Here is a 15,733-nt window from a genome sequence, read left to right as displayed (position 1 = left end):
AGTGGCTTGTGCTCAGGCGCGGTTCTGGGCTGCGTCGAGTGCCGCGGCGAGTTCCGGGGACAGGCCGCGGTGCGGTTTGGCGGGCGGGCCCGCGTACGACCCGGCGCGGGCCGGGCCCGGCGCGAGCCGCACCAGCGCCTCGGCCTGGGCGATGCCCGCGGAGACCCCGTCGACGACCGGCACCGGGATCTGGTCGGCGACCTCGCGGGCGAGTCCGGCGAGGGGTGCGCCGGCGAGGATGACGACGTCGGCGCCGTCCTCCGCCACGACCTGGTTGGCGAGGCGCACCAGGTCGGGGCCGAAGTCGTCCTGGACGGTGCCGATGCCGTTCAGCGGGTCCCGCAGCGAGCGGATCGACGCGAGCCGCCCGAGCAGGCCGTTGCGCTCCACGCAGTCCCGGTACCAGGGGGCGATGCGCTCGGAGATCGCGACGATCGACATGCGCGCGCCGAGCAGCGATGCGGTGGCCAGCGCGGCCTCGGTGATGCCGACGACGGGTACGTCCACGAGTTCCTTGAGGGCGGGCATGCCGGGGTCGCCGAACGCCGCGACGACGACGGCGTCGGCGGTGCTGCCCGCCTGGGCGATCAACTCGGCCACGGCGGGCCCGGCGAGCATCGATTCCAGCCGGGTCTCGATGTAGGCCACGCCGCTGTCGGCGGTCCGCATCACGATCTCGGTGCCGGGGCTCGCCGCGCGCCGCGCCTCGGCCTCGATCAGGTCGGAGACCGACTCGCTGATGTTGGGGTTGATGACCAACAGCCGTCGGCGCGCGCCGGACGGCGCCTTCGCCGGGCCCGGCGAGGGCGCGGGCACGGGCCGGTCCTCGGTGTAGCCGTCGAGGGTGCGGTGCCGGCTCGCCTCGACGTGGGCGGTGGCGAGGGCGGCCGCCCGGTCGGCGTCGCCGTCCGCGATCGCCTCGACGAGCGCCTCGTGCTCGGCGAACTGGCGCTCGTAGTCGTGGTTGATGCCGTACATGACGCGGAGCCGGCCGTCGACGGGCTGCAGTGCGGTGCCGAGGTGGGGGTTGCCCGCCATCTCGACGACCCGGTTGTGGAACTCTGTGTTCACGGCGACGATCTCGCGGTGGTCGCCGCCCTCCACCGCCGCCCGCATCTGTTCGAGCAGGCGGTGCAGGGCGCGCACCTCGCCGGGGGTGGCGCGTGCCGCGGCGAGCCGGAAGGCCATCGCGTCCAGCGCCTCCCGCAGGTTGTAGAGGTGCTCCAGGTCGTCGCGGCTGAGGCTGGCGACGACGACGCCCCTGCGGGGGACGGTCACGACGAGCCCCTCCGACTCCAGCATGCGGAGCGCTTCGCGGACGGGGATCCGCGAGGTGCCGTACTCGTCGGCGAGGCGCTGCTCGACGAGGCGTGCGCCCGCCGGGTAGCGGCCGTCGGAGATACGGTCGCGGATCTCGTCGCGGACCTGGTCGCGCAGCGTGGACTCGCTGCTCGTCGCTCGGTCGGTGGTCATGTTCGTCCTCACGTTCTCGGGCCACTGCGGCCGTCGCCTGGGCGACAGTGTCGCGCTTCCACCGCGGCCGCCACGCGCAGGGTCATGGCGTCCGCCCCGTACCGGGCGGCGACTTGGAGGCCCACGGGCTCGTCCCCGCGCTCGACGGGCACGCTGACCGCGGGGTGCCCGGTCAGGTTGAAGGGCGCCGTCAGACGGCAGTAGCGCGGCAGGTCGTGCTCCGGCTTCATCGTCGCGAGCGGCAGCGCGCCGAGGGCCAGGGTCGGCGAGCACAGCGCGTCGATCCGCTCCCTGTCCAACGCGGCGTCGACGGCGTGCCGTACGTCCTCGCGTACGCGGCGGGCGCGGGCGGTCTCGTCCTCGGTGATGCGCTCGGCCCGGTCGAGGAACTCCCGTACGCCGGGGGCGTATTCGGCGCGTACGTGTGCGGGCACGTCGCGGTGGTGGGCGGCGGCGCCGGACGCGCCGATGGTGCCGTGGGCCTCGGGCACGAGGTCGAGCTCGGGGATCTCGAACCACACGATCTCCGCGCCGGCCGCGGCGAGTCGGTCGAGGCCGCGGCGCACGGCGGCGTCGACGGCGGGTTCGAGGTCGCGGAAGAAGTAGCCGACGCAGCCGATCCGCAGGCCCGCCACGCCTTCGTCCGTGCGCACCGGGTCGAGTCCGGTGAGCGCGGCGAGCAGGAGCGCGGAGTCGGCGACGGTGGTGGTGATCCAGCCGACGTGGTCGTTCGTGGTCACGCCGGGGACGACGCCCGCGGTGTCGACGAGGCCGTGGGTGGGCTTGAGGCCGACCAGGCCGTGCAGCGCGGCCGGCTTGCGGATCGAGCCGCCGCCGTCGGTGCCGATCGCGGCCAGGCTCGATCCGACGGCCACCGAGACCGCGCCGCCGATCGTGGATCCCCCGGCGTACCGGCCGGGGTCGTGCGGGTGCCGTGTGGGCGGTTCGTCGAGTCCGTAGCCGAACTCGTGGGTGTGCTGCTTGCCGGTGACGATGCCGCCGGCGGCGCGCAGTCGGCGTACGACGGCCGCGTCCTCGTCGGTCGGGTGGGTCCAACTGTGCGAGCCCGCGCGGGTCTTGAGGCCTGCGGTCGCGATGAGGTCCTTCACCCCGACGGGGAGTCCGTGCAGCGGGCCGCGCTCCGCGGCGGGCGTCGCGTCGGCCGTCCGGGCGGCGGCTCTGGCGGCCGCGGCGTCGAGTGCCACGTAGGCGTGCACGTCCGGTTCGGTGGCCTCGGCCGCCGCGAGGACGGACTCGACGATCTCCTGGCTGGTGGTGACGCCGGACGCGAGGGCGTGGGCGGTGTCCACGAGGGTGGGTCGGGTTCGCATCGTCAGCACCGGCATCCCGTCGGGCCGTCCGCGGGGGCCCAGCCTGCGATGTCGGTCCACAGCCGCTCGGCGCGCTTCTGCGCGTCGTGGAGCACCGCGACCGGGTCGACGGTCAGGACCTGGCGGTCGCGTACGACGAAGTCCCCGCCGATCATCACGGAGTGGATGTCGGCCGACTGCCCGGCGAAGAGCAGGCTCGCGACCGGGTCGAGGACGGGCGCGAGGTGGGGCCCGTCGAGGTCGACGAGGAGCAGGTCGGCGAGCTTGCCGGGTTCGATCGAGCCGAGTTCGTGCTCGCGGCCGAGGGCGCGGGCGCCCTGGATGGTGGCCATCTCCAGTACGTCCATGGCCTTGATGGAGTCGGCGTTGCCGTCGCTGATGCGGTTGACGCAGACCGCGAAGCGCATCTGCTCCAGCATGTCGTGGACCATGTTGTCGGTGCCGAGCCCGACCCGTGCGCCGAGGCGGCGCAGCTCGGCGACGGGGGCGATCCAGCCGCTCTTGGCGTTGACGGCGGGGAGTTGGCAGACGGTCGCGCCGGACTCGGCGAGCAGCGCGGCGTCGCCGTCGTCGAGGAACGCGCAGTGCCCGGCGATCAGGTCGGGGCCGAGGACGCCGGTGTCGGCGAGGTGCTGCACCGAGCTGCGGCCGGTCAGCGCCCGCACCTGGGCGACCTCGCCGGCGCTCTGGGCGAGGTGCGTGAACATCCCGACCCCGGCCTCGTCCGCCAACACCCTTGCCCGGCGCAGCAGTTCGGGGCTCGCGGTGTCGGGGCCGTGCGGTCCGACGTGGCAGGTGATGCGGCCCTCGTCGTAGCCGTGCCAGTCCTCGATGAGGCGCGCGTTGGCCGCGAGGAGCCGCTCGCCGCGCTCCGTGTCGTACGTGTAGGCGCCGTGCCGGACGCTGAACAGGTCGGCGTCGTGGACGCGTTCGCTGACCACGGCGCGGAGGCCGATCTCGGCGAGGGCCCGGACGTTCGACTGCGCGTGGATGTAGTTCTCCACGATCGTCGTGGAGCCGAAGGCGAGGGCCTGCATCGCGCCGAGCCGCGACATGACGTACGTGTCGTCGGGCGACATGACCACGCCCTGCGGGATGTCGCGGCGGTAGATGGGGGCGCCGCCCATGTCGTCGCCGATGCCGCGGGTGACGCCGATCGCGCAGTGGACGTGCAGGTTCACGAAGCCGGGCAGGAGCATCTGCCCGGACGCGTCGACCTCGGTCGCTCCGGGGTACTGCCGGCGGAGGTCGGCGGTCTTGCCGACGGCGGCGATCCTGCGCCCTTCGACGGCCACCGCGCCGTCCTGGATGACGGTGCGTCTCTCGTCGACGGTGATGACTGTGGCGTGGGTGAGGAGGGTGAGGTCGGACATGGTCGTCTCCTGGTTCTGTGGTGCGTACGTCGTCGAGTCAGGGGCGCGGACTGGCGGTGTCGGGCGGGTACTTGTCCCACCACCACCGCGCGATGTCGAGGCGCCGGGTGAACCACACGTCGTCGTGGCCGAGCATGTACTGGAGGAGTTCGCGCAGGGCGTGCGCGCGGGCGGGCTGGCCCATGAGCCGGGCGTGCAGGCCGATGCTCAGCATCCGGGGCCGGGTCTCGCCCTCTTCCCACAGCAGGTCGAAGGCGCGCCTGCCGTAGTCGAGGAACGATTCCGGCCCGGACCAGGACTGCCCCGGCAGGAAAAGCCCGTCGTTGAGGGTGAACGAGTACGGGATGACGAGGTGGTCGGTGTCCTGCACCTGCACGTAGTACGGCACGTCGTCGGCGAAGGAGTCGCTGTCGTAGAGGAAACCGCCCTCCTCCACGAGGAGTTCGCGGGTGTTGACCGATGCGGGCTGCCGGCTGTACCAGCCTCGCGGGCGCTCGCCGCAGGTGGCCTCGATGGACTCGATCGCCATGTGCAGCCGCTCGCGCTCGGTGTCGCGGTCGAGTGTGCTCACGTTCTCCCAGCGGTAGCCGTGGCAGCACACGTCATGGCCGCGCTCCCTGATCCACGCGCCGACCTCCGGGTTGAGTTCGAGTGCCTGGGCGCAGCCCTGGACGGTGATCGGCAGGTCGAGCCCGTCGAGGATGCGCTGCAGGCGCCAGATGCCGGCGCGCGAGCCGTACTCGAAGATCGTCTCGTTGCCGAGGTCCCGGACCGGGAGCGGCGGGTAGTCGAACTCCTGCGGGATCTCGTTGCGGCCGTCGACGGGATAGCTGAACTCGCTGCCCTCCTCGTAGTTGACGACCAGACAGACCGCGACGCGCGCCCGACCGGGCCACTCGATCGCGGCGCCGTCACGGCCGTAGCCGATGAGGTCGCGGCCGCCGGGCGCGGAGGGGTTGGGGGACATGGGATCTACTCCTCGATGGTCAGGGTCGGTACGGTTCGACGGTCAGGGTCGGTACGGCTCGAACGTCAGGGTTGGTGCTGCTCGTTGGTCGGAGTCGGTACGTTGCCGGCGTCGATCGAGCGTTGCCGCAGGTCCCTGCACTCGTCGGCGAACGGCCCGGTGGCCACGTCGAGTCGGGGACCGCTGGTGGCGACGGCGGCCGCGAACCCGGCCGGGTCGTACGCGCCCCACGGCCGGTCGTCGGGGAGCCGGGTGCCGCCGACGACGACGCGGCCGAGCCGGTACACGAGGCAGGCACCGAGGCACATCGGGCACGGCTCGAACGTCGTGTACAGGGTGGCGTCTTCCAGGGAGCGGCCCGGTGGGCTGCCGTGAACCGGCGCAGCGCCACCACCTCTGCGTGGGCCATCGGATCGCCGCTGGTCATCGCCTCGTTGCCGCCGCGGGCCAGGACGTCCCGGCCGACGACGATGACGGCTCCGACGGCGAGGTCGCCACGAGCGCCGGCGTCGGCGGCCTCGCTCAGGGCGGCCCGCAGAAACGAGCGGTCGGTGTGCGCGGTCGGTGTCACGGCTGCGCTCACCCCTCGATCTCGCGGAGGTCGGCCGCCGCGGTCTCCCGGGCGGCGGCCACGCAGGCGACCAGGATCGCCAGGAGCACGGCGAGGTAGACCGCCACCGGCACCCACGTGTCGTACGCGGCGACGAGGGCCGCGGTGATGATCGGGGCGAGCGCGCCGCCGAACACACCGGCGCTCTGGAAGCCCAGGCCCGCGCCGGTGTACCGCACGCGGGTCGGGAACAGCTCCGGGACGAAGGCCGCGAGGGGGCCCCACATCGCCGCGATGAAGAAGTTGCCCACGGCCGGGGCGGCGTAGACGAGCGCGTCGTTGCCGGAGTCGAGTACGGGGAAGAAGGCGAAGCACCAGGTCATCGCGCCGACGGCGCCGATGATCAGGATGGGCCTGCGGCCGATCCGGTCGCACAGGTGGCCCCACAGCGGGATGCTGACCGCCTGGCTGACGGCGCCGAACAGGACGGCGGTGAGCAGGGTTTGACGGTCCACGCCGATCTGGGTGGTGCCGTAGACGAGGATGAACACGTTGAAGACGTAGAAGCAGACGTCGCTGCCGATGCGCGAGCCGATGGCGAGGAGCAGCGGCCGCCAGTGCCGGGTCACGACCTCGACCAGGGGTGCCTTGCGGGACTCCTCGGTGGCGGCCTCCTCCTCGAAGAGCGGCGACTCCTGCACCTGCCGGCGGATCCACAGGCCGATGAGCACGAGGAAGGTGCTGAGCAGGAACGGCACCCGCCAGCCCCAGGCGAAGAACGCCTCCTCCGACACCATGAAGGTGATGACGGAGAACACCCCGTTGGCGAGCAGCAGTCCGAGCGGGCTGGCGATCTGGACGAGCGAGCCGAGCAATCCGCGTTTGCCGTCGCTGCTGGACTCCCCCACCATCAGGGCCGCGCCGCCCCACTCGCCGCCGAGGCCGATGCCCTGGATGAAGCGCAGCAGGACGAGGAGCAGCGGGGCGAGGATGCCGATCGACTGGTAGGTGGGCACCAGACCGATCAGTCCGGTCGCGGCGCCCATCAGGATCAGGGTCAGGATGAGCACGTTCTTACGGCCGTACTTGTCGCCGTAGTGCCCGAAGATCGCCGCGCCGAGGGGGCGGGTCACGAACGCGACGGAGTACGTGACGAGGGAGAGCATCGTCGCGGCCGCGGGGTCGCTGTCGGGGAAGAAGAGCTTCGGGAAGACGAGGGCGGCCGCCGAACCGTAGATGAAGTGGTCGTACCACTCCAGGGTCGTGCCGACCGCGCTCGCGCCGATCACGCGTCTGAGCGCCTTCCGGTCGGTGCGCGTACCGGTGTCCGGGGCCTCGGTCTCGGTCCCGGTCTCGGGAGCAGCGTGCATGCTAGCCTCCAAAATCGGCTGTTCGGGTACGTCGCTGCCGAGGGATTTCGCAGGTCACACGGCGACGACGGGGAAGGACACCGACCCTGCACGGCCCTGCCCGACGCGGCGGGGCCGTGCTCCTCGATCGGCGGGCGACGGCTCTTCCGGGCTGTGGAGTGCCGTCGGCTTTCTCGGATCTGACCCGGCCTCAGATGCTGATGCGCGGTCAGTCGCTTGCGTACTCACGGTCCTGATCGGACCGGTCGAACCCTGCGTACGACGTCGAGTGGAAGCTCGCCGTCCGCTACGCCCTGTTCACGTTCCCGGTGTTTTGGGATACTGCTCGCGCTGCGCAGGTCGCGTCAAGCCATACGGGATACAAAAATGTGGGGGTGGTCCGGCAGTACGGAATGCGGGGGGTGGTCCGGCAGTACGGAATGCGGGGGGGGTGGTGCGGCGGTGCGGAACTCGTTCCTCGTCCCGGCGGTGCTCGGCGCGAACATCATCGCGGCGATGCAGGTCGGCAAGGTGCCCGCCGCACTGCCGCTGGTCGGCGACGACCTCGGGCTCTCCCTCGTCCAGACCGGCTGGGTCCTGTCGCTCACCAACCTGATCGCGGCGGGCGCGGCGTTCGCGGTGCCCGCGCTCTCGACGCTGGTCGGCGCCCGCCGCCTCGCCCTGCTCGCGGCGGCCTGCCTCGCCCTCGGCAGCCTCGCGGGCAGCGCCTCCTGGAACGCCGCGACGCTCTTCCTGACCCGCGTCGTCGAAGGCGCGGGCCTGCTCCTGATGATGATCAGCGGGCCGACGCTGCTCGCGCAGGTCCTCGCCCCGCACCGCCTCCGGATCCTCCTCGCGCTGTGGCCCATGTGCATGCCGGTGGGGATCGCGGCGACCCTCGCGGCCACGCCCACGCTGGTGGAGGCGGCGGGCTGGAGATCCGTGTGGGCGGCCGCCGGACTCGCCGCGGCCGCCGCGGGAGCGGTCCTGGCCGCGGCCACCCGAGGGCTGCCCACCCCGCACACCGCATCTGGGATCCCAAACGTGGGGCGGATGCTGCGCCAGCCCGCGCGACGGCTCGCACTGCGGCCGCTGCGATGGTGCGCGGCGATCTCCCTCTGCTACTCGGCCGAGCACCTCGGCGTCCTCGGGATGCTGCCCTCCGTACTCGGCGAGCGCGCCGGCGCGGAGGCGGTCACGCTGCTCACGGCGGCGGCGTTCCTGGCCAACGGCATCGGCGTGTCGGCCGCGGCACTCCTCCAACTCCGCGGCGTGGCCGGGTCGTTGCTCCTGCTCCCGGCCGCCGTCCTGATGATTCCGTGCCTGTGGGTGGTGTACGCCCCCGACGCCCCGCGCCCGGCCCTGATGGCGGCCGCATGGACCTTCGCGGCACTCGGCGGCCTCATCGCCTCCGCCGTCATGGCGGGCGCCGCACAGTGGGCGTCCTCACCGACAGAGGTCTCGGCGGGCGTCGCCGCAGTCATCCAGTCCATCAACCTCGGCCAACTGGTGGGCCCACCCCTGGTCGCACTCACCGCCGCGGGGGCGGGTTGGGCGGCCACACCTGCGGTGTTGATGGTTCCGGCGGGGGTGGTGTTGGTGGGGGGTGTGGTTTTGCGGCGGTGCGTGGGGGCTTATGGGGGGTGAGGTTTGCGGGGGATGAGGAGTCACTGGCCCCAGCCGTCCAGTGAGACTTCCGATCCACCGTCGAGATAGCGATGGAGGGCACTCGCAGTGGTGTCGACGAATTCCTCGGGGATGGCTCCCGCATCGACCCAGCAGACCCGCGCGTGCTTGTGGGGCTCACGATTCTCCGGCTCGCCCGACCACTCATGCGCGGCGAAGACTACGGTCAGGAAACCGTTGGGCGCTTCGACACCCCACGCCCCGTGAATGATGTGGGCGACCTTCAACGCTTCCGGCTTCACCGTCAGGCCGGTCTCCTCGTACAGCTCGCGCACCGCGGTCTCGGTGATGGGTTCTCCGCGCTCGCTCTTGCCGACGGGCAGGTCCCACATGCCCTGGGCGAACTTGGCGTTCTGGCTGCGTTGGAGGAGGACGACGCGGTTGGTCGCCTTGTCGTGGACGATGACAGCGGCGACCAGCAGGGTCATGGAGTCGAGGGCGGGCTTGAGGGCTTTGTGCTGCTGGTCGTCGGTCGTCGGCTGAGCCACGGTGATCCCTTCGTCGGCCTGGTGGTCGGGGCAGCTTAGGTGAGCGCTTCGCGTGCGCGGCGGGCGAGTTCGGCGGCACCCGGTACGCCTCGACGCTGGTAGACCGCGAGGGTGGGGCTCAGTGAGGTGATCGCTTTGCGGGTGCGGTCAGACGTCATGCCCTCCATCAGCGTCAGGGCGAGCGTCCAGGTGGCCACGGCTTCGTCCGCGCGGGCCTGGGCTGCGAGGCTGTCGCCGAGATCTGCGTACGTGAGGGCGTGGACGCGCTTGTACTTCGCTGGGTCCCAGCGGGTGAGGGCGTCGCGGTGTTGCTGTTCGGTGCCGATGTGGTCGGCGAGGTCGGTCAGCGTACGGGCCGTGTGACTGGCGACGGTGCCGGCCGCCGGTCCGCTGACGCGGGAGTAGCTGGGCTGAGGGCCGTCTTCGCGGAGCAGGGCGTCCTCGGCGGCCAGGAGTGCACGGGCTGCGGGGGGCTTCTCGCCGGTGGCGGCATAGGCGCGGGCGTGGGTGATGTGGAGCAGGGCCTCGGTCTGGCCGTCCACCTTGCCGGTTCCTCGACTCAGGGCCGCCTCGGCCAAGTCCACGCAGTGGTGGGGTTGTTTGAGGCTGAGGGCCTGGTGGGCGAGGGCTCGCATCATCCAGGCGGCGTGGCCTCGGGGGTCGGCTTCGCAGGCAAGCTGGTATCCGACCTGGTAGTAGCGCTGGGCGGCGCCTTCCTGGCCGAGGTCGTGGTGCTTCCACCCTGCGAGGTAGGCGAGTTCGGCGACGGCTCCGTAGGCGGCCCGTCGTAAGGCTTCGGTGGGGAAGCGGGCACGGAGCATGGGGGCTGCGGTGTCGGCGAGGTAGGCGGTGACGGTGGTGAGGCCGTGGCCGCCGCCGAGGCGTTCGTCGGCTGCGCTGAAGGCCGCCGTGATCTGCCGTACGACCTCGACGTCCTCCGTGCCGACCAGCGTGGTGCCGGTGCGGGCTCGGAGCATGCGGGCAGCCGCCTCGTGGTCGTACGCGAGGGGCATTGCGACGCCGGCCGTCGTGAACGTGGCGATGGCGAGGAAGCGGCGACGTTCGACGTCGGCGCGTCCCAGGTCCGTGGCTGCGATCACCGGGTCCGGCTCGGCGTCGCCTGTGGACTCGGCTTGCTGCAGGCCGAGTTCGGTCTGGGTGATCGTGCGGCCCACCCGGCGGGAGAGCGCCTCCGCCAGGTATTGACCGGTTCTGCCAGTGGGTCGCCGGACACCGTTGGTCCAGTGCGAGATCGCTGCCTTGTTCGTCTGGAGCATCTCACCGTTCTCGGCGGCGATGCGGCGCACGTCCTTGGCCAATGCGTCGTACGTACATCCCGCTGCGTCGATGGCGTCGCGCAGGCGGGAGTTGGGCTCTCTCGGCGCTGCCACGGTCGCCTCCGATCCAGGGCCGTATACCGCGTATACCGCTTCAGCTCCCCTTCACCATATCCACTGTGCGTGACGGCAGGTTCACTAATCATCAGCCGCCCGGACGGTTCCGCACACTGACCGTGATCCAGGCTCCCCCTTGGCCGGGCGGCCCCAAGTTCCGCACGCCTGCTTCGGGTTCGGGCATTCCTGTGCCCGAACCCGGCCCAACAGAGACGGAGACACCGGTGACCACCACCGAGACGACTGCCATCACGGTCGAGCTGCCCACCGCCTTCGACGCCCGCTGGAGCCGCCTGCCCGGCATCCGGGTCGAGGGGCGACGCATCACCGTCGACCCCGCCGAGTACTTCTTCCGCTTCGAGTCCAGCACGTGGCTCGTCACCGACTGGGAGTTGGTCAAGTCCCAGCTCCTGGACGTGAACGAGACGACCGAGAGCGCGGTCGAGCAGCTCGCCCTGGACTTCATCCAGCAGCACAGTCAGTCCACTTCGGACGCGGCCCGCGTGCTGGAGACCGCGTACGAGGTGTACGCCTTCCTGTTCCGCGACGAGCACCTCGCTGGTCTCGGCCTGCCGCAGATCACCGCGGACCACCTGCGGATGCTGCGCGAGGCAGCCACGCTCATGGCGCTGAACAAGGTGGAGCTGGACGGGCACATCTCCAACGTCGGCCCGTGCTGGTTCTTCCCTGCCGCCACCTCCGTCGTCTTCGACCTGGACGACGAGATGGGCGGCCTGCTCGACGAGGTCTACCACGGCGGCTGGTTCAACGAGCACCGCCGCATCGAGTCCATCAAGGCCCACGCCGCCCTCGGTGGCCGACTCGTGCACGGCTGCCAGTCCGTGCCGGACCAAGACCGGCGGTGTCGTCGCGCCCTACGGTGCGTCGATGGCCAACTTCCGTGACGACCTTGCCCAGTTCAAGGCCGGATGGATCGAGCAGGTCTACGCCCACCGCGTGACCGGACCCACCGCGTAGCCCTCCCCGACAAGGCTCCGGGGCGGGCAGGTGCGAACTTGCCCGCCCCGGACGCCTCCAAGCGCAACGGAGCCCCTCCACCATGGACGCGCATCTCAGCACCAAACTCCTCGCCGATCTCCTCACCGACCTGCTCACCCTCGCCGACCGGCCACAGCCCCAGCGCGCCGACATCCGCGTCTGGTCCATGTCCGGCGTCGAGCGCCTGACCTTCCCCGACGGCACGACGGCCGTCTTCAAGTACGCCAAGAAGCCCTTCGACCACGAAGACCAGGCCCTGCGGCTCGCCCGCGCCCTCGGCGTCCCGGTCCCGCAGCTGTACGCCTCCGCAGCCCGGAACGGCTGGCTCGGGATGCTCCTCGAAGACCTCGGCACCCCGGTCCGCGAGGCCGACGACCTCGACGGCGCCCCCGCAGCCGTGGTCCTGCACCGCACCCGCAGGGCGTTCGGCCTGCCGATCCTCGACCAGGAGGGCCTGCGCGCCCTGCCCGACCGCGCCCTGGACCACCTCGACCGGCTCCGCAAGGCCGAACGCTGGCAGGACGCCGACGACATCGAGGAAGCCCTCGACCGGATCGCCCAGGCCGCCGGGCCCCGTTCGGCGGGGGCCATGCTGGAGCCGTTCGGCTGGGTGCACTCCGAGTTCCACCCCACCAGCCTCCACATCGGCCGGAACGGCTGGCGGCTGCTCGACTTCGCCCGCGCCTTCACCGGGCCCGGCCTCCTCGACCTCGCCAGCTGGCACGGCACACTCGACGACCCCGATCCCGTACGCCTGCGGGTCTTCCTCGACCAGTACGTCGTCGCAGGCGGCGCCCCCGACGCCCTGGCGAAGCGGGGCGGACTGCCCGCCGAGCAATGGGCGCTGGGCTGGCACCGCATGTGGGCCGTGGAGTGGTTCATGGAGCAGTCCATCCGCTGGATCGACGACCCGGCCACGGACCCGGCCTATCTCAAGGTCGTACGCCGCCATCTGACCGATGTCGCACGGTTGTTGGAGGTCTAGGTGCTTGCACAACCTCTGACATCCCCTTGGCACGCGCACGCCGTCCAACGCACCGCCGCCGACCCCGCCGAACCCTTGGACGTACCGGCCCGGATGGAGTGGACGACTCGCCCCGGCAGCGGCCCGGGTGCCGAATCACTCGGCCACGACCTGCGCGGCAAACGCATCCTCGAACTCGGCTGCGGCCCCGGCCACAACGCCGCGCACCTCGCCGTCCGGCACGGTGCGCGGGTCACCGGCGTGGACCTGGTCGCCCTCCAGGTCCGCCGGGCCCGCACGCACTACGGACGCCTGAACAACCTCACCTTCACGGCGGGACACGCCCTGCACTACCTCCAGTCGGCCACCGGCCAATTCGACGGGATCTACTCCGTCTTCGGAGCCATCGGCCTCGTAGCCCCGGACCTCCTGCTCCCGGCTGTCGCCGGGCGTCTGAAGCCCGGCCGGATGCTCGCCTTCTCCGTCCCCCATCCACGGCGCCGCGGCATGCGCCCCTCCGGCGACGACTGTCCCCGCCGCGACCACATCGCTCTCCCCGACCGCACCCGACTGCCCTTGGCGCGCTGGGAGTTCGACGTACCGCGCTGGGAGAAGCACCTCGACCGCGCCGGCCTCCGGCTCGCCTCGGCACAGGAGTTGCACGACATCCGGCTCAGCCCCTGGCCGACCACGCTGCTGATCTCCGCCCGCCGACTCTGAGCAACGCACACACCCCGGAGGAACCGATGCTCAGCACTGCCTACCTGCTCCTTGACGTCGACGGCGTCCTCATCCCCTTCCCGACCGCCGACGGGACCGAACCCTCCACCCACCACCGCCACGATGTCGTCCCCAGCGGGCACAGCTCCGACAGCACCGTGCCCATCTGGCTCAGCCCGGCCCACGGGCCCATGCTCATGAACGTCTTCCGCACCGGCCTCGTCGCCCCGGTCTGGTGCACGAGCTGGCGACAGGACGCCACCACCCTCCTCGGCCCGCTCCTGGACCTCCCCGCCCTGCCCCACGTGGACCTGCCCCGCCCACAGATCACCACCAGCCACCCCAACGGCTACCTGTGGAAGCGCGACCACGTGGACGCTTGGCTCGGCGACGCCCCGGCCGCCTGGATCGACGACGACTTCACCGACCTCGACCACGACTGGGCCGCTCGTCGCACGGCCGACGGGCGCCCCACTCTCCTCGTACAGCCCGAGCCGCACACAGGGCTGCTGGCCGAGCACTTGCTGAGCGTGGTGGGCTGGGCCGCCGGTCTGTCAGGCGACAGGGGCGAGTACGTGGCTGCCTAACGGGCCTTCTTCGGCTTCGGTACGCGCCCCAATGCCGGCCGCAGGACCGGTGCATGGCGGGACAGGAAGGTCCACAGCTGGTCGGCGACCGGGCCGTGGGGGCGGTCGCGGCGGCGGGCGGCCGAGAGGTCCTCGACCACGCCGGGGAAGTGCCGGCCGGCGATGGAGAGGAGGCTGCCGGCACGCAGTTCGGTCTCGATCAGGAACCGCGGCAGGTGGCCCCACGCCATGCCGTGCAGGATCAGCTCCTTCTTCATGAGGTGGTCCGGTACGGAGCTTCGGGGCGCGCCCTCGACGAGGAAGTGGCCTGGTTCGGCCGGGTTGCGTGCCGAGTCCCGGACCACGCACTGGGTGAAGGCCTGCATCCGCTGCGGGGTGATGTCGGTGTCCGGGGCGAAGGGCAGGAAACCGGGCGCCACGACGGGCACCAGCGCGACGCGGCCGAGGTCGATCGACTCCATCCGCACGTCGCTTTTGGGGACGCGGTGCACGACGAGGTCGGCCTCGTCCTCGAGGAGCCGCTCCCAGGGGCCGGTGATCGTCTCGAACTGCAGGTGCAGCCGAGTCTGCGGGCGCTGCGCGAAGAAGCGGCTGAGCAGCTCCAACACGGGGGGAAGGGGGCACAAGTCGCCGAGCACCACGCGCAGTTCGGCCTCTTCGCCCATCGCCAACTGCTCGGCGTAGGTCTGGAGTTCCTCGGCCTCGTGCAGCAGGAGGCGCACTTTGCGGTGGAAGGCCCGCCCCGCCTCGGTGAGCTGAACCCGGTAGCCCGAGCGGTCAAGGAGGTCCAGGCCCAGTTGCCGTTCCAGCTTGGCGACTGCCGCGAACACGGAAGGGTGCGAGCGGTGCAGTCGCTCGGCGGCGGCCTGGAAACCGCCGTCGAGCACCACGGCGTTGAAGCACTGCAGTTCGTGGAGCGTGAAGTTCGAGTTCGACATTGTCCAGGGAACCTACAGGGCTCGTTCGATCTTTGTAATAGCTGTCTGCAGGCGGCGTTCCTAGGCTGAGTGCGTAACCAACCGCTGGATCACTGGAGTTGGCATGACTTCTCAGCCCTTTACCGCCATCACCACCGGCGACGGCGTCCGTATCGCCTACCGCTTCGACGGTGACGAGGACAAGCCGGTGCTGCTGCTCTCGAACTCCATCGGCACCGACCTCCACATGTGGGACGGCCAAGTGCCCGCTCTGACCGCGCACTTCAGGGTGTTGCGCTACGACGCTCGGGGCCACGGCGTCTCCGATGTGCCGAGCGGCCCGTACTCCCTGGACCGCCTCGGACGCGACGTGGTGGAGCTGCTGGACGGCCTGGGCCTGGAGCGGGTGCATGTGCTCGGGCTGTCTCTGGGCGGGATCGTCGCGCAGTGGTTGGGGATCCACGTACCGGAGCGCGTCGAGCGCCTGGTGCTCTCCAACACCGCCGCGTCCCTCGGTCCGGCGAATCAGTGGGATCGGCCGATCGCCGACCTCCTCGCGGCCCCCGACATGCGGGCCACCGCGGAGATGTTCCTGCACAACTGGTTCCCGGACCACATGCTGCGAGGCGACGACGAGGTGGTCGAGGGCTTCCGCCGCACCCTGCTCGGCACGCGGCGCGAGGGCGTGGCCGGGAGCTGGGCCGCGGTCCGCGACTACGACCTGCGTCGCACGGCCACGCTGATCCACAGCCCGACGCTGGTCATCGCGGGCGAGCACGACACCGTCACATCCGCCGGGCACGGGCAGGAGCTCGCCGCGACCGTCCCCGGCGCGCGGTTCACGGTCCTGCCCACGGTGCACATGGCGAACGTCGAAGCGCAGGAGGAGTTCCTCGACGCCGTCCTCACCTTCCTCACGGAACCGTCCTGACGGA

The 15,733-nt window shown here is 71.4% G+C and carries 14 protein-coding genes and 2 pseudogenes; 6 read left to right on the top strand and 10 right to left on the bottom strand.

Going from position 1 to position 15,733, the window contains the following annotated elements; genetic code table 11:
• Positions 1-12: 12 nt before the first annotated feature.
• The 7 genes and pseudogenes from QIS96_RS17540 to QIS96_RS17515 form a co-directional block, all read right to left on the bottom strand.
• A complete protein-coding gene (locus tag QIS96_RS17540) occupies positions 13-1,473 on the bottom strand; it encodes an aspartate/glutamate racemase family protein (RefSeq protein ID WP_282543556.1) in 1,461 nt (486 codons plus the stop codon).
• Between the two features lie 8 nt (positions 1,474-1,481).
• The gene (locus QIS96_RS17535) at positions 1,482-2,804 is read right to left on the bottom strand and encodes an amidase (protein ID WP_282543555.1); all 1,323 of its coding nucleotides are present in this window, start codon (positions 2,802-2,804) and stop codon (positions 1,482-1,484) included.
• A gap of 2 nt (positions 2,805-2,806) precedes the next feature.
• The gene (locus QIS96_RS17530) at positions 2,807-4,177 is read right to left on the bottom strand and encodes an amidohydrolase family protein (protein WP_282543554.1); all 1,371 of its coding nucleotides are present in this window, start codon (positions 4,175-4,177) and stop codon (positions 2,807-2,809) included.
• A gap of 37 nt (positions 4,178-4,214) precedes the next feature.
• A complete protein-coding gene (locus QIS96_RS17525; RefSeq protein ID WP_282543553.1) occupies positions 4,215-5,144 on the bottom strand; it encodes a polysaccharide deacetylase family protein in 930 nt (309 codons plus the stop codon).
• A gap of 65 nt (positions 5,145-5,209) precedes the next feature.
• Entirely contained in the window at positions 5,210-5,494 is a 285-nt protein-coding gene (locus QIS96_RS17520) for a tRNA-specific adenosine deaminase (RefSeq protein WP_282543629.1), read from the bottom strand.
• Between the two features lie 2 nt (positions 5,495-5,496).
• Positions 5,497-5,715: pseudogene (locus QIS96_RS37870) on the bottom strand (deaminase); the annotation flags it as partial.
• Positions 5,716-5,723: 8 nt separating this feature from the next.
• Positions 5,724-7,064 (bottom strand): MFS transporter, encoded by a 1,341-nt coding sequence (locus QIS96_RS17515; RefSeq protein WP_282543552.1) that lies wholly within the window; start codon positions 7,062-7,064, stop codon positions 5,724-5,726.
• 441 nt (positions 7,065-7,505) lie between these two features.
• On the opposite strand from QIS96_RS17515, the gene QIS96_RS17510 reads away from it, so the two are divergent.
• Positions 7,506-8,690, top strand: coding sequence for an MFS transporter (locus QIS96_RS17510; protein WP_282543551.1), 1,185 nt, complete (start codon positions 7,506-7,508; stop codon positions 8,688-8,690).
• 20 nt (positions 8,691-8,710) lie between these two features.
• Here QIS96_RS17510 and QIS96_RS17505 read toward each other — a convergent pair whose 3' ends face one another.
• Positions 8,711-9,217, bottom strand: coding sequence for an NUDIX domain-containing protein (locus tag QIS96_RS17505; protein WP_282543550.1), 507 nt, complete (start codon positions 9,215-9,217; stop codon positions 8,711-8,713).
• Between the two features lie 35 nt (positions 9,218-9,252).
• Complete coding sequence (locus tag QIS96_RS17500) at positions 9,253-10,608, bottom strand: tetratricopeptide repeat protein (RefSeq protein ID WP_282543549.1); 1,356 nt, start codon at positions 10,606-10,608, stop codon at positions 9,253-9,255.
• Between the two features lie 227 nt (positions 10,609-10,835).
• Between QIS96_RS17500 and QIS96_RS17495 the strand changes: the two are divergent.
• From QIS96_RS17495 to QIS96_RS17480, 4 genes and pseudogenes are all read left to right on the top strand, one after another.
• Positions 10,836-11,589 (top strand): annotated as a pseudogene (locus QIS96_RS17495) (hypothetical protein).
• 82 nt (positions 11,590-11,671) lie between these two features.
• Positions 11,672-12,595, top strand: a complete 924-nt coding sequence (locus tag QIS96_RS17490; protein ID WP_282543548.1) for a phosphotransferase family protein — start codon at positions 11,672-11,674, stop codon at positions 12,593-12,595.
• On the top strand, positions 12,596-13,294 hold the full coding sequence (locus QIS96_RS17485; RefSeq protein WP_282543547.1) for a class I SAM-dependent methyltransferase: 699 nt from the start codon (positions 12,596-12,598) through the stop codon (positions 13,292-13,294). It abuts the gene before it with no gap.
• A gap of 26 nt (positions 13,295-13,320) precedes the next feature.
• A complete protein-coding gene (locus tag QIS96_RS17480) occupies positions 13,321-13,881 on the top strand; it encodes an HAD domain-containing protein (protein WP_282543546.1) in 561 nt (186 codons plus the stop codon).
• On the opposite strand, the gene QIS96_RS17475 is transcribed toward QIS96_RS17480, so the two are convergent.
• Positions 13,878-14,819, bottom strand: a complete 942-nt coding sequence (locus QIS96_RS17475) for a LysR family transcriptional regulator (RefSeq protein WP_282543545.1) — start codon at positions 14,817-14,819, stop codon at positions 13,878-13,880. The genes QIS96_RS17480 and QIS96_RS17475 overlap by 4 nt on opposite strands.
• A 103-nt stretch (positions 14,820-14,922) precedes the next feature.
• Between QIS96_RS17475 and pcaD the strand changes: the two genes are divergently transcribed.
• The gene (pcaD, locus tag QIS96_RS17470) at positions 14,923-15,729 is read left to right on the top strand and encodes a 3-oxoadipate enol-lactonase (RefSeq protein ID WP_282543544.1); all 807 of its coding nucleotides are present in this window, start codon (positions 14,923-14,925) and stop codon (positions 15,727-15,729) included.
• The last annotated feature ends 4 nt before the right edge of the window (positions 15,730-15,733 follow it).

The sequence above is a fragment of the Streptomyces cavernicola genome (genome assembly GCF_029968035.1).
Lineage (GTDB): Bacteria > Actinomycetota > Actinomycetes > Streptomycetales > Streptomycetaceae > Streptomyces > Streptomyces cavernicola.
This window is presented reverse-complemented; position numbering and strand designations above follow the sequence as displayed.

What these genes read in the sequence shown, in the direction of transcription:
- QIS96_RS17515 (WP_282543552.1), bottom strand. Translation starts at nt 7,064, where the DNA reads ATGCACGCTGCTCCCGAGACCGGGACCGAGACCGAGGCCCCGGACACC.
- QIS96_RS17480 (WP_282543546.1), top strand. Translation starts at nt 13,321, where the DNA reads ATGCTCAGCACTGCCTACCTGCTCCTTGACGTCGACGGCGTCCTCATC.
- QIS96_RS17530 (WP_282543554.1), bottom strand. Translation starts at nt 4,177, where the DNA reads ATGTCCGACCTCACCCTCCTCACCCACGCCACAGTCATCACCGTCGAC.
- QIS96_RS17490 (WP_282543548.1), top strand. Translation starts at nt 11,672, where the DNA reads ATGGACGCGCATCTCAGCACCAAACTCCTCGCCGATCTCCTCACCGAC.
- pcaD (WP_282543544.1), top strand. Translation starts at nt 14,923, where the DNA reads ATGACTTCTCAGCCCTTTACCGCCATCACCACCGGCGACGGCGTCCGT.
- QIS96_RS17475 (WP_282543545.1), bottom strand. Translation starts at nt 14,819, where the DNA reads ATGTCGAACTCGAACTTCACGCTCCACGAACTGCAGTGCTTCAACGCC.
- QIS96_RS17540 (WP_282543556.1), bottom strand. Translation starts at nt 1,473, where the DNA reads ATGACCACCGACCGAGCGACGAGCAGCGAGTCCACGCTGCGCGACCAG.
- QIS96_RS17525 (WP_282543553.1), bottom strand. Translation starts at nt 5,144, where the DNA reads ATGTCCCCCAACCCCTCCGCGCCCGGCGGCCGCGACCTCATCGGCTAC.
- QIS96_RS17535 (WP_282543555.1), bottom strand. Translation starts at nt 2,804, where the DNA reads ATGCGAACCCGACCCACCCTCGTGGACACCGCCCACGCCCTCGCGTCC.